The organism is Paraclostridium bifermentans (assembly GCF_964259345.1).
In the GTDB taxonomy this organism is placed as follows: Bacteria; Bacillota; Clostridia; order Peptostreptococcales; family Peptostreptococcaceae; genus Paraclostridium; species Paraclostridium bifermentans_B.
The window spans coordinates 17,650-30,303 of sequence record NZ_CAXVJR010000001.1; the positions used below are offsets into that span (position 1 = coordinate 17,650).

General features: G+C 26.8%; 13 protein-coding genes and 1 riboswitch. Of the genes, 1 reads left to right on the forward strand and 12 read right to left on the reverse strand.

The annotated features are described in order from the left end of the window. Positions 1-3 precede the first annotated feature (3 nt). The 4 genes from ribE to ACEXNK_RS00100 all read right to left on the reverse strand — a co-directional run bounded on the left by ribE (position 4) and on the right by ACEXNK_RS00100 (position 4,123). Positions 4-657, reverse strand: coding sequence for a riboflavin synthase (gene ribE, locus ACEXNK_RS00085; RefSeq protein ID WP_373600796.1), 654 nt, complete (start codon positions 655-657; stop codon positions 4-6). Continuing rightward, positions 658-1,755, reverse strand: coding sequence for a bifunctional diaminohydroxyphosphoribosylaminopyrimidine deaminase/5-amino-6-(5-phosphoribosylamino)uracil reductase RibD (ribD, locus tag ACEXNK_RS00090; RefSeq protein WP_373600797.1), 1,098 nt, complete (start codon positions 1,753-1,755; stop codon positions 658-660). 193 nt (positions 1,756-1,948) lie between these two features. Continuing rightward, positions 1,949-2,065, reverse strand: a riboswitch (FMN riboswitch). Positions 2,066-2,125: 60 nt separating this feature from the next. After that, a complete protein-coding gene (locus tag ACEXNK_RS00095) occupies positions 2,126-3,622 on the reverse strand; it encodes a glycosyltransferase (protein ID WP_373600798.1) in 1,497 nt (498 codons plus the stop codon). A gap of 75 nt (positions 3,623-3,697) precedes the next feature. Further along, positions 3,698-4,123 (reverse strand): hypothetical protein, encoded by a 426-nt coding sequence (locus tag ACEXNK_RS00100; RefSeq protein ID WP_373600799.1) that lies wholly within the window; start codon positions 4,121-4,123, stop codon positions 3,698-3,700. Between the two features lie 148 nt (positions 4,124-4,271). Here ACEXNK_RS00100 and glsA point away from each other — a divergent pair, with 148 nt between their 5' ends. Further along, on the forward strand, positions 4,272-5,201 hold the full coding sequence (glsA, locus tag ACEXNK_RS00105) for a glutaminase A (RefSeq protein ID WP_373600800.1): 930 nt from the start codon (positions 4,272-4,274) through the stop codon (positions 5,199-5,201). Between the two features lie 77 nt (positions 5,202-5,278). Here the strand turns inward: glsA and ACEXNK_RS00110 are convergent, their stop codons facing one another. The 8 genes from ACEXNK_RS00110 to ACEXNK_RS00145 all read right to left on the reverse strand — a co-directional run bounded on the left by ACEXNK_RS00110 (position 5,279) and on the right by ACEXNK_RS00145 (position 12,625). Continuing rightward, entirely contained in the window at positions 5,279-6,043 is a 765-nt protein-coding gene (locus ACEXNK_RS00110; RefSeq protein WP_373600801.1) for an ABC transporter ATP-binding protein, read from the reverse strand. Further along, a complete protein-coding gene (locus ACEXNK_RS00115) occupies positions 6,043-7,134 on the reverse strand; it encodes a FecCD family ABC transporter permease (RefSeq protein ID WP_373600802.1) in 1,092 nt (363 codons plus the stop codon). Before ACEXNK_RS00115 ends, ACEXNK_RS00110 begins: the two co-directional genes overlap by 1 nt. Positions 7,135-7,143: 9 nt before the next feature. Then, complete coding sequence (locus tag ACEXNK_RS00120; RefSeq protein WP_373600803.1) at positions 7,144-8,169, reverse strand: ABC transporter substrate-binding protein; 1,026 nt, start codon at positions 8,167-8,169, stop codon at positions 7,144-7,146. Between the two features lie 120 nt (positions 8,170-8,289). Further along, a complete protein-coding gene (locus tag ACEXNK_RS00125) occupies positions 8,290-8,412 on the reverse strand; it encodes a hypothetical protein (RefSeq protein ID WP_373600804.1) in 123 nt (40 codons plus the stop codon). Between the two features lie 110 nt (positions 8,413-8,522). Further along, a complete protein-coding gene (locus ACEXNK_RS00130; RefSeq protein WP_373600805.1) occupies positions 8,523-9,947 on the reverse strand; it encodes a sensor histidine kinase in 1,425 nt (474 codons plus the stop codon). Next, complete coding sequence (locus tag ACEXNK_RS00135) at positions 9,947-10,633, reverse strand: response regulator (RefSeq protein WP_373600806.1); 687 nt, start codon at positions 10,631-10,633, stop codon at positions 9,947-9,949. Before ACEXNK_RS00135 ends, ACEXNK_RS00130 begins: the two co-directional genes overlap by 1 nt. Positions 10,634-10,826: 193 nt before the next feature. After that, the gene (locus ACEXNK_RS00140) at positions 10,827-11,909 is read right to left on the reverse strand and encodes an ABC transporter permease (RefSeq protein ID WP_373600807.1); all 1,083 of its coding nucleotides are present in this window, start codon (positions 11,907-11,909) and stop codon (positions 10,827-10,829) included. Further along, complete coding sequence (locus ACEXNK_RS00145; RefSeq protein WP_373600808.1) at positions 11,906-12,625, reverse strand: ABC transporter ATP-binding protein; 720 nt, start codon at positions 12,623-12,625, stop codon at positions 11,906-11,908. Before ACEXNK_RS00145 ends, ACEXNK_RS00140 begins: the two co-directional genes overlap by 4 nt. Positions 12,626-12,654 lie beyond the last annotated feature (29 nt).

Genomic DNA, 12,654 nt, shown 5'->3' on the forward strand with positions numbered 1-12,654 from the left:
ATTTTAGAAAAATCCATTTACTTTTAGAAAATCTTCATTTATAGAAGACTCCTTTTCTTTACTAGAATTATTTAACCCTAATAATTTTTCTACATATTTTCCTATTAAATCACATTCTAAGTTTACAGTATCCCCTATTGTCTTATTAGAAAGTATTGTTTTATCTAAGGTATGGGGTATTATAGATACTTTAAAGCTTTTATCGTCTATGTAAGCTACTGTCAAACTTATTCCATCTATTGCCACTGATCCTTTGTAAACTATATATTTAAGTATTTCTGGTGAAGTATTTATATTTACCCATATAGCATTATCCTCTTTAGTCATAGATGTTATTTTTCCGATACCATCTATATGTCCACTTACTAAGTGACCTCCTAAACGAGTTTTAAGATTTAATGCTCTTTCTAAGTTTACTTTGCTACCTATATTTAAATTTTCTAAATTGCTTTTTCTAAGAGTTTCTGCCATCACATCAGCATCAAAGCCATTTGAACTAATATTGGTTACTGTTAAACATACACCATTAGTACAAATACTATCTCCTATTTTTGTGTCTTCTAAAACTGTACTTGCCTTAATAGTAAGTACAGATGATTTAGTTCCTTTTTTTATAGATTTTATAATACCGATTTCCTCGACTATTCCTGTAAACATTTAATCCTCCCTTTCTTTTAAATATCCTTCAATTAAAATATCTTCTCCTACTAATTTATAGGTCATATTTTTTATATTAAGAGAATCATTTATGTTAGATATACCTTCTCCTTCAATTGGTGTTTTAGCATTTTTACCACCTATTAACTTCAGGGCTACATAAACTTGAATTTTATCTACTAGGTTATCTTTTATAAAAGAATAATTTAAAGTAGCTCCTCCTTCTAACAAAATACTATCTATATTTAACTTACCTAATTTACTTAACATATCTTTTAAATCTACTTTATTATCGCGTACATTAGCTATAACTATTTCTACACCTTTATCTCTAAATTTATTTACATCATCTTTATTAGCTTGTTGAGTTGTTACTATTATAGTTCTAGCAACATCTACCGTAGTTACAACTTTTGAACTTATTGGTGTTTTAAGATGTGTATCGACCAATATTCTTATTGGATTTTTACCATTTTCCAATCTACAAGTTAACATAGGATCATCTTTTATAACTGTGTTTACTCCAACTAAAATTCCCATAACCTCATCTCTTAATTTATGTACATTTTTTCTAGACTCCTCACAACTTATCCATTTAGAATCACCTGTTTTAGTTGCTATTTTTCCATCTAAACTCATAGCTACTTTCATAACTACAAATGGTTCTTTTTTTATTATATATTTCATAAAAACTTCATTTAATTTTCTATTTTCTTTATCCAAAACTCCAGTAACTACCTTAATCCCTGCTTGCCTTAGCTTTTCAACTCCACGACCTTTTACAAGTGGATTTGGATCAGTTGATGCTATAACTACTTTACTTATTTTACTTTCTATAATTTTATCTACACACGGTGGAGTTTTTCCAAAGTGTGAACATGGCTCTAACGTTACATACATAGTGGCTCCTTTAGGGTTTTCATTTAAACTTAAAAGTGCATTTATTTCTGCATGATTTTCTCCATATTTCATATGGTAACCTTGACCTATTATTTTGTTGTTTTTTACAATAACTGCTCCTACCATTGGATTTGGAGTGACTCTTCCTTTCCCACATTTTGCAAGTTCTAAAGCTTTTTTCATATAAAACTCATCCATATAAAAACTTCCTTTCTAAAACTTAATTATGAAAGAAAATATAAATAGCCCTGAGTGAAATTACCCAGGGCTTATATGTACACAAACTAAATACACTTATACTATTTAAATTAAAAAAGCTCTGAAATATATTATATTCCAGAGCGTATTAACCAAATAAATATAGCAGTATAAAGCTACTATTATACCTATATATTATCTTCTTTCATCCAGACTTTACTGTCGGCTTCGGAGTTTCACCGAATCATGCCAATTTTGGCTCGCGGGCTATACCGCCGGTAGGGAATTTCACCCTGCCCTGAAGATTATTTAATTTATAATTAGATAATAATTCTTAAATTTATTATTGTCAATGTTTTTTTGTAAAACTTTATTTAATATCCTTTATTTTAACATGAATATATATATTACTATCATATACTTTTTTATTTTTTATTAAAGATTCTAAGTGGCTCTCTAAAGAGTTTATATTTTTCTTCTTTATAATTTTAATTTCTTTTTTATAAGTATTATTTAATACACTCAACATATTGAAACTAAAGCTTTCTATATTTGTTTTTCTCAATAAATCTATTATTTGTTTTTGACTTTTATTGGAACAAATTTCCCCAGGATTAACCAATACTATATACTTACCTCTGCACTCTTTTAATCCAATTTTAAAACATTTACTTTCATCTTTAGAATATATTATTTGAACTCCTATATTTTTTAATTCTTCTATATTTAAATCCTTATTATTAGTTACTATAACAAAATTAGATACTATTTCATTATAACTTTTTATACTTTCTACTAGGTCATTTTTATTTTTATGTTCACATTCATTTATTATCATTAACCCACTTAGTAAGCTATCATTTTGACCTGTACTAGCACTTAAAAGCCTTTCTTTCATTTCATTTATATCGTATACATTTTCGAATCTATTATTAGGATATTCATATATTTTATTTATAGGACATTTTATATAATTTTCTAATGACTCTAATGCCTTTGTAACCTTTCCACACTCTATATAAGCTAGACATTCCATAAAGTATAAATCTTTAAAATCAGGTGTTGTTGACTTTATACTATCTATAAATTTTAATTCTTTATAGAATTGTTTAGTGTTTGAATAAGCTTTTACAGTATTTAATATTAAATATGGATAAAATATATAGTTATACTTCATATCTAGTTTTTTGATAGCTTTTTCATAATAGTATATAGATTTTTCATAATCAGTTATTCTTGAGTATTCATTTCCTAAGACATAGTAATAATAAGCATCTTTCTCTTCTTCTTTATAAGTGTTTAATATATTTATATTTCTCTTATACTTTTTTTGAATATCTACAGTATTTGGATCATATCCATAGTGAAAAATTCTTAAATCTAAAGTTTCAATACACTTTTTGTTATTAAGTTGTTGTATAGAATTAGCTATTTGTTCATGTATTTTTCCTGTAAATCTATACTTAGGATTATTTTTAAATAATCTAAATACAACATAATCTCCAACACTATTTTCGTTGATTATATTTACTAATCTTAAGAAGTATCCTTCAGCTAAAGTTTTATTGTTTAATAAGCTTTTTATCTTATTAATATCTTCTTTAGGTATTTCTTCATCTGCATCTAAAAATAATATATAATCTTTTGTTGCATAATCTAAAGATATGTTTCTAGCTTCACTAAAATCATTATTCCACAATTTATTTATTATTTTCGCATTATAAGACTTACATATATCAATGGTATTATCCGTTGACCCTGTATCAACTATCACTATTTCATCTGCAATATCTTTTATACTATTTAAACATCTATCAATATTGCTTTCTTCATTTTTAACTATCATACAGATGCTTAATGATTTCAAAAAAATCCCCCCAATAACTCCTAATCTAAGATAAAATAGGTCTACCATAATTTATATGATAGACCTAAAATGTATCTATAAATCTTTACTTTTAAAATCTTTGCTTGCGCTAGTTAAAAATCCTATAGATGAAAAAAGTAAATTTTTAATTAATATAAGTGATGGATTATTAACATCTATATCTATAATATATGCTCCAATAATTACAATTAATGCAACTATAGAAAAAGTTCCTACTAGTAAAATTTTATTTTTTAATAGTTTTGGATTTGAACTGCAAGTTTTTGTAGACTTTTCTAGTATATAACCTGCAATAGAAGAAAATGCAGTTCTTATTGTAACTAAGTTTCCTGTTGCATCTAACTGTGGATGAAATATAGATATACATACAACTGCAAATGAAATAATTCCTAATACTATTAAATATTTACAAACTATGCCTAAGTCATTAAAAAACTCTTTAAATTCATTTATAGCTAGTTTTATATACTTTTTAATCATACTATCACCATTGTAACTTTAATAAAAACATAGTTACAATTTATAATATGAATGCACTCGAAAGTTGTTACTTTTTAGAAACGTTTTTATTTGGTATTTTTGGGTAATTACATATTATACAAATTTCATAAAAAAGGAAGCGAGTTTAATGTTTGATTTACTTAAAAACCTAGTTGAAGATAATAAAAAATACATAAAAGATGGTCATGTTGCAACGTATATACCTGCACTTGCCAATGTAGATGAAAACCAATTAGGTGTAGCAGTTGTTGATTTAAGAGATGGTAATTATAAAGAGTATTTTGCAGGTGATTATAAAAATACATTTGCAATAGAAAGTACTTCTAAAGTTATTACACTTATAATGGCAATGTTGGATAATTCTCCAGAGTATGTATCTAGCAAAGTTGGATCAGAGCCTAGTGGTTTTGCTTTTAACTCTATACTAAATATGGAGATAAATAATAAATCTGTACCTTCAAACCCTTTTATAAATGCTGGTGCAATAGTTACTAACTCATTAGTAAAAGGAAAAAACAGTGATGAGAAAATACAAAGAATATTAGAGTTTACTAGAAAGTTAGCTAATAATCCCAATATAGAAGTAATTGAAGATATTTACTTATCAGAAAAAAGAACTGGAGATATAAATAGATCTTTAGCTTATCATATGAAAGCTAATAACTTAATTGACGGTGATGTTGATGATGTCCTAGATTGTTATTTTAGACAATGCTCTATGTCTGTTAGTGCATTAGATTTAGCTAGAATAGGTTCTGTTTTAGCTAATAAAGGAGTTTGTCCTTGGAATAATGAAAGACTAATACCTATGGATATTTGTACAATTGTTAAATCATTAATGGTTACTTGTGGTGTATATGATGAATCCGGAAGGTTTGCCGTTCATATAGGTATACCTGCTAAGTCAGGCGTTGGTGGAGGTATTTTAGCTTCTGTTCCTAATAAAATGGGGATAGGAGTATTTGGTCCATCACTTGACTCTATGGGTAATAGCGTAGCTGGAGTTAGAATATTACAACAGATATCTAAAAAATTAGATTTAGATATTTTTGAATAAAAAAGTGAGCATAATTATGCTCACTTTTTGCTTGTTTATAAGTTATTATAAATTAACTTATATTATTAAATTTGTTATTAATAATGCTTATAGCATATATTTATTGTATTTTCATTTTCATCTTTTATTAAACTACAATCAACTTCATATACTTCATTTATTAATTTTTCAGTTAAGATTTCATTTGGAGTTCCATAACCTAATATTTTGCCATCTTTTAAAACATATATCTTATCGCAATACATTAAAGCTATATTTAAGTCATGTATAGCTGCTATTACCTCTATATTGAGCCCTTTTACTAAACTCATTAATTGCAACTGATATTTTATATCTAAATGATTTGTTGGCTCATCTAATATTAAACAGTCTGTTTGTTGAGCTAATGCTCTAGCTAATATTATACGTTGTTGTTCTCCCCCTGATAAAGTATTAAAACTTCTATTTTTAAAATCTAACATTCCTACTTTTTCCAATGATTCATTTACTATTTCATAATCTTTTTTAGAATCTCTTTCCATAAGTTTTTTATGAGGGGATCTTCCCATAAGAACAATATCTTCTACTTTAAAATCAAAATCATAATGATTGTGTTGAGAAAGTACAGCAACTTTCTTTGCAGTTTCTTTCATAGGCATACTATCTATATTTATATCATCTAATTTAACTACTCCACTTGAAGGCTTTAAAGTTCTATACATACATTTTAGAAGTGTTGATTTTCCACTTCCATTAGGTCCTATTACGCCTATGAATTCTTTATTAGATACATTAATATCTATCCCTTTTAATATATCTTTATCCCCTATATTTACATTAATGTTTTCAGTGTATAAATTCATTATTTATTTCCTCCAAAACCATACGATTTAGTAATCATAAGCCAGACAAAGCAAGGTGCTCCTATCATAGATATTAGTATACCTATAGGTATTTCAGTCCCTTTTATTACACTTCTAGATAATACATCCGCCCATATTATAAATATTGCGCCTAGGATAGCTGCTATTGGAATTAGTTTTTTGTGATCTGTTCCAAATACCATTCTCACTATATGAGGAATAATTAAACCTACAAATCCAATAACTCCGGAAGAGTACACTAGTAATCCTACCATAAGTGATGTAATTACTAAGTATATATGTCTATATTTATGTAAATCAGTACCTAATGTTGTTGCAACTTCATCTCCTAATAACATTAAGTTTAATATTCTATATTGACTAAAAAAGAATATAGATCCTAATATTATAATTGGTAGTATAATTACAATTTGTTCCCATTTTACACCTGCTAAACTTCCCATAAGCCAAAATGTTATTTGTTGCATACCTTGTGCATCATTTGAAATATATACTATAAAACTTGAAAATGCACTACATACTGAACCTAGTGCCATTCCTGCAAGTAGCAATTTAACAGAATTAGCTCTACCTCCAATATTAGATATAAAAACTACTAGTATAGATATTAAAAAAGCACCTGTAGATGCAGCTACTCCCACAGAATTAGTTCCAAATGATGCTCCAATACCTAGCATTATAGCTAGTGTAGCTCCTAAAGATGCTCCTGATGATACCCCTAAGACATATGGGTCTGCTAACGGATTTTTAACAATTGATTGCATTACTATTCCTACAACAGATAACCCAATCCCAACCGCAACTGCTAATATAATTCTTGGAAGTCTTATAAGCATTACTACGTCAATTACTGCTGGATTTATTGTTGTTGTATCTATATTTAATTTAAAAATTTTGCTTAAAATAATACTATATACATCACTTACACTTATATCTACAGAACCAATAGTAACCGCTAATCCAATAGATAAAATTAACAGTACTATCAACACTAAAGAAACACCTATATATATAGGTGTTCCTTCGAATTTATTTAAAATTTCTTTAGATGTTTTAGCTTGACTTATCATATATCTTACCTACTTATCTAAATTAGGATATAATCCATCGATAAATGTATTTAAACCATCTATAGTTCTAACTCCACTACAATACATTTCACCTAATGCTATTGAATTTACTCTATTGTCTTTTACAGTTTTTAAACTCTTAAGTGCTGGATTATTTAATACCTTATTAACTTCTTCTTTAGCTACTTTTTCATCAGTTCTATCCATATATACAACAAATATAGAATCAGGATTTAAGTTTATTAAATCTTCCTCACTGATATTTCCACCTTTAGGATTTGAAACTTCACCACCTAGTTTAGTTACCATATCTCCACCTAATGTATCAGCGCCATATGTGTATATTTTTCCGTCCATATACTCCATTATTAAAGCAGTTTGTTTTTCTTGGCCTTCAACTTTCTTTTTAACATTATCTATATTATTATTTATTTCATTAACTATAGCTTCAGCCTTATCTTCAACATTAAATATTTTTCCTAAGTTTAAGATATCTGTTGTTTCATTTTCTATAGTTTTACTTTCAACAGCTCCACTATTTAATGACATATATGTGTTAGCATTATTTTCATGCCAGTAGTCAACTTCTCCTAATCTTTTATCATCAAATATAGACCACCAAGACAATATTAAATCTGGTTGTTCCATTATTACAGTTTCTTTATCTGGTGTAAACTGCTCTGAATAGTTTATCTTTTCAAAAGCTTCTTTGTACTCATCTTTAACAGCATGATCAAGTCCAGAAGCTAATTTAATTTTGTCTTCTAATCCTAGTGCAAGCATTGTTTCTATAGAATTTTGATATACAGCTATAACATTTTCTGGAGCTTTTTCAAAAGTTACTTCAACAGGCTCCTTTTTATAGTTGTAAGTAGTTATAGTCACTGGATAATGTGAATTAGTGTCATGACTTGATGCAACCTCTTGTTTAGGCTTTTCAGTTGTAGCTTCTTTATCATTTTTACTACATGCTGTAAGTCCTAAAATCAACACTGAACTTAAAAGCAATGCTATACTCTTTTTTATTCGTCTCATTTATATAATCCCCCATAAATTAACCCATTTTACAATTTTAAAACTTATTAATTATTTTTATAATAGCTTTGTTGCTTAAAAAAGAGTATATACAAGTATATACTCTTTTTTTATTTTAAATTACTTGTTACAAGCTTCACAAGTTCCTGCTCCATCGCAAGTACAACTAGCTTTTTTACAAGCTTCACAAGTCCCTTGATTATTACAAGTACACTCTACTCCACAATTACAAGTTTTACACATATTATTATGTCCCCCTTTTGTTATGTTTTTTACTACTTCTTTAGTATAATGTATGATTGTGTCTTTTTTGTGTCAAAACATAGTCAAATTTGGTACATTTTAAATTTTTATTAATTATAGTGAATTGTAAATATAAATTTAGATCCTAGTCCTATTTCTGATTCTACACATATAGTTTCATTTAAATGAGCTATTATTTCTGATGCTATAGACAGTCCTATACCTGTTCCATTAGACTTTCTAGATTTATCAACTTTGTAAAATCTATCAAATACAAAAGGTAAATCTTCTTTATCTATACCTATACCTGTATCACTTATTACTATATTTATAAATTCATTATTATCTTCTACATCTATATAAATTCGTCCTTCTTCCCCTGTAAATTTAAAGGCATTGTCTAGTAATATAATCATTACTTGTACTATTCTATTGTAATTTGTAAATACATCTATAGATTTTAAATCGCTTTTAGGTATGTTAAATTCTATATCTAGATCTTGAGCAATAACTTCAAATTTCAAATATACATCTTGAATTAAATTGTATAAATTTACAATTTCTTTTTCTATCGGTAAATTTGAAGATTGCAAACTAGATAGTTCTAATATATCTTTTATCAAAATTTGCATTCTAATTGACTCTCTAAGTATCATACTATAGTATTTTTTCTTATCTAAAGCGTCTTCTATTTCTTCATCATTTAAAATTTCTGCTACAGCTCTAATAGAAGTAATAGGAGTCTTTAATTCATGAGATACATTTGCTACATAGTCTTTTCTCATTTGTTCTAGTTTTTTTGCTTCTTCTTCATTTTGTTCTAATTTAGAAGATAAATAATTGAATGCTTTTGCTAGTTCTCCAACTTCATCATTTTGATTTTCTTCTATTTTTGTTGAAAAATCTCCTTTAGACATTTTTATAGTTGCTTTTGTCATATCCTCTAAAGGTTTAAATAGTTTTTTAGTTACTATATAAATAGGTATTGATGTTGATAAAAGTACAATAATTAAACTAAATACTAATACTACATAAAAACCAAGTAATATCTTATCAAATTCTTTAACTGGTTTAACTATTAATATAGCACTTGAAACCTTTTTATTTTCTATAATAGGCTCCCCTATTACTATAGACTTTCCATTTATTCCTTCAACATTTTCTATTCCATATATTTTTTTGCCTTTTAGGATTTGTTGTGAATATGAATCTAGTGATTTATTAGTCTGTTCATAATTTACTTTAATTTTAAGATTGTCTACTGTGTAATATCTAAAAGTATTATTACCTTCACTATCATATCCTTTTATTAATACACCTTTTCCTAAAGAAATTTTAAGCCTTTCTCCTAACTTATTATTCCCTAAGTCATATTTTGAAATAGTATTATCTATTTTTTGCTTTATTTGACTTAATTCAATACTTAAAACATATTCTTTTATTATGAAACTAAAAAATAGTACAGTTATGATTATAGAAACTATACTTGAAATCCCAATGGTTTTTAGTATTTTCTTAAATAACGACTTATTCATTACAATACCTCAAACTTATATCCAACACCATATACGGCTTTAATTTCCCAATCTAAATCAAAACTGCTTACCTTTTTTCTAAGTCTTTTTAGTTGAGTATCTACAACCCTTGTATCTCCAAAGTAATCATATCCCCATATTTCTGATAGTAAATACTCTCTAGTTAAAGTTTTACCTTTGTTACTAGCCAGCATATATAATAATTTCATTTCTTTTGGAGTAATACTTATTTGTTCATTATTTATAAATACTTCATGTGCATCAATATCTATTTTTAAATTTTTTATTTCTAAGGTATTGCTTTTTCTTTTATTACTACTTCCCATTCTTCTTAATACTGTCTTAATTCTAGTAACTACTTCTTTAGGTGAAAATGGTTTTGTTATGTAATCATCAGCACCTATTTCTAAACCTATTATTTTATCAATAGTTTCTCCTTTAGCGGTAAGCATAATAATAGGTACATCACTTATCTTTCTTATTCCTTTACATAAATCAGTCCCAAACATTTTTGGCATCATTATATCAAGAAGTATTAAGTCTGGATTGTATTCTTTAGCTTTATATAATCCATCTAATCCATCATATGCAGATATATATTCCATACCTTCTAATTTTAAATATTCTCCTACTGTTTCATGTATTGATTCTTGGTCATCACATATTAAAATCAGCTTTCTTTTCAATATAATTCACTCCCTTACAAATATAAACCCTGTAATTTATCCCTGTAACATTATAACCTATAAAAGAATTTTTTTGTAAAAATTTGGTTTTTTAGTTGAAGTGAGAAGATTCAAATGTGCGAAATGATTTTAAAATTAAAATAAGAAGTGAACAAGTGATTATATCAATATACTCACTTGTTCACTTCTTATTTTATATTTTTCTATATCTTTTTAAGACAAATATATTTAAAATTGATAGTACTAAAGCAAATAATAATAATACACTTAACTCCCCAGATATATCACTTATAGAATATCCTTTTAAAATAACATTGTTAAGCGCATTAGCTCCATAATATAGAGGTGTTATTTTACCTAAGGCCTGTAACCAACTAGCCATTGAATCTATAGGTATAATTCCTGTGAAAAATATTTGAGGAACTATTACTATAGGTATAAATTGCATCATTTGAAATTCTGAATTTGCAAATGTAGATAATAATATTCCTAAAGATAAGGCAACTAAAGCTATTAGTATATTTATGCCTATTACTAAAAATACATCTCCTACTATTTTTATATCTAATACATATATAGAAAACAATACTAATACTATAGTTTGTATTACTGAAAACAGACCATATCCTAATAAATAACCTATTACTATTTCACTTCTTTTTATTGGTGTTGATAATAGTTTATCTAAAGTACCTGTAGTTCTTTCTTTTAAAAGTGATATCCCTGATACTAAGAATACAAAGAAAAATACGAAAAATCCAATTAACATAGGGTTTAAAGTATCAAAGAAAGTTAAATCTTTATCTCCATACACATAGCTACTATTTATCGATATTTTATTATTATCTATATTATTTCCTAGCATATTGGTTTGTTGTATAGCTTTATTTAAATTCATCATTTCATCTTTTGCTAATGTAGCATTTATCTTTGCTTCAATTTGTTTAGTATCTTGTGGAGCACTATTTTCATAAGTTACATTTAAGTCGTTGTTATCCATGTATATAAATGCACTTAAATTATCATTTTTTATTTTGTCCTCTATATTATCTTTATTTGAATACTTTTCGATATTCAAATCAGTATCTTTTAAATTATCATTAAATGCTTCACTAGTATTATAAACGCCTACATTTAATGTAACCTCTTCACTAGAGTTAAATAAGAAGTAAACTAAAGACATAACTACAAGAGGTGCTATCATCATAAGTGCTAGAGTTCTTTTGTCATGTATAGTTTGTTTTATAATTCTTCTTGCTAAGGCTTTTATTCTCATTTTACGTCACTTCCTAATTTTAAAAATATATCTTCTATAGTATTAACTTCAAAATCTTTAGTTAACTGTGAAGGTGTTCCTGTAGCTATTATTTTTCCATCTCTTATTAACGCTAATCTATCGCACTTTACTGCCTCATCCATAACATGAGTTGTCACTATTATAGATTTGCCTGTATTTTTTAAGCTATGAAGCTCATTCCATATGTCAAATCTTAATTTTGGGTCTATTCCTACTGTAGGTTCATCTAGTATAAGAAGTTTAGGATCTTGTATTAAAGATATAGCTAAAGATAATCTTCTTTTCATACCTCCAGAATAGTTTTTTACCTTTTTAGAAAGACTATTTTCTATATTTACAAGCTTAGATGTATAATTTATTCTTTCTTTTATTTGAGACTTGTTTAATTTAAATATTTGCCCGAAAAACTCTAGATTTTCTTTTGCTGTTAAGTCTTCATATAATGCATCTGATTGTGCCATATAACCTATTTCTTGAAGAATATCAATATTAGGTATATCTTTTCCAAATACTTTTATAGATCCCTTATCTATCTTTTCCATACCTATTATTGATTTAACAAATGTTGTTTTACCTGCTCCTGAAGGCCCTATTAGACCAACAATTTCTCCTTCATCTATATCTAAACTTAAATCATTTAATATAGTAGCTTTAGATATCTTTTTAGAAATATTTTTAACCTCAACTATTTTCATGTCATACTCCTCTCTCATTAATAGACATC

Coding starts and splice junctions, on each gene's coding strand:
- ribE (WP_373600796.1), bottom strand. CDS start 657: ATGTTTACAGGAATAGTCGAGGAAATCGGTATTATAAAATCTATAAAA.
- ribD (WP_373600797.1), bottom strand. CDS start 1,755: ATGGATGAGTTTTATATGAAAAAAGCTTTAGAACTTGCAAAATGTGGG.
- ACEXNK_RS00100 (WP_373600799.1), bottom strand. CDS start 4,123: ATGATTAAAAAGTATATAAAACTAGCTATAAATGAATTTAAAGAGTTT.
- glsA (WP_373600800.1), top strand. CDS start 4,272: ATGTTTGATTTACTTAAAAACCTAGTTGAAGATAATAAAAAATACATA.
- ACEXNK_RS00110 (WP_373600801.1), bottom strand. CDS start 6,043: ATGAATTTATACACTGAAAACATTAATGTAAATATAGGGGATAAAGAT.
- ACEXNK_RS00115 (WP_373600802.1), bottom strand. CDS start 7,134: ATGATAAGTCAAGCTAAAACATCTAAAGAAATTTTAAATAAATTCGAA.
- ACEXNK_RS00120 (WP_373600803.1), bottom strand. CDS start 8,169: ATGAGACGAATAAAAAAGAGTATAGCATTGCTTTTAAGTTCAGTGTTG.
- ACEXNK_RS00125 (WP_373600804.1), bottom strand. CDS start 8,412: ATGTGTAAAACTTGTAATTGTGGAGTAGAGTGTACTTGTAATAATCAA.
- ACEXNK_RS00130 (WP_373600805.1), bottom strand. CDS start 9,947: ATGAATAAGTCGTTATTTAAGAAAATACTAAAAACCATTGGGATTTCA.
- ACEXNK_RS00140 (WP_373600807.1), bottom strand. CDS start 11,909: ATGAGAATAAAAGCCTTAGCAAGAAGAATTATAAAACAAACTATACAT.
- ACEXNK_RS00145 (WP_373600808.1), bottom strand. CDS start 12,625: ATGAAAATAGTTGAGGTTAAAAATATTTCTAAAAAGATATCTAAAGCT.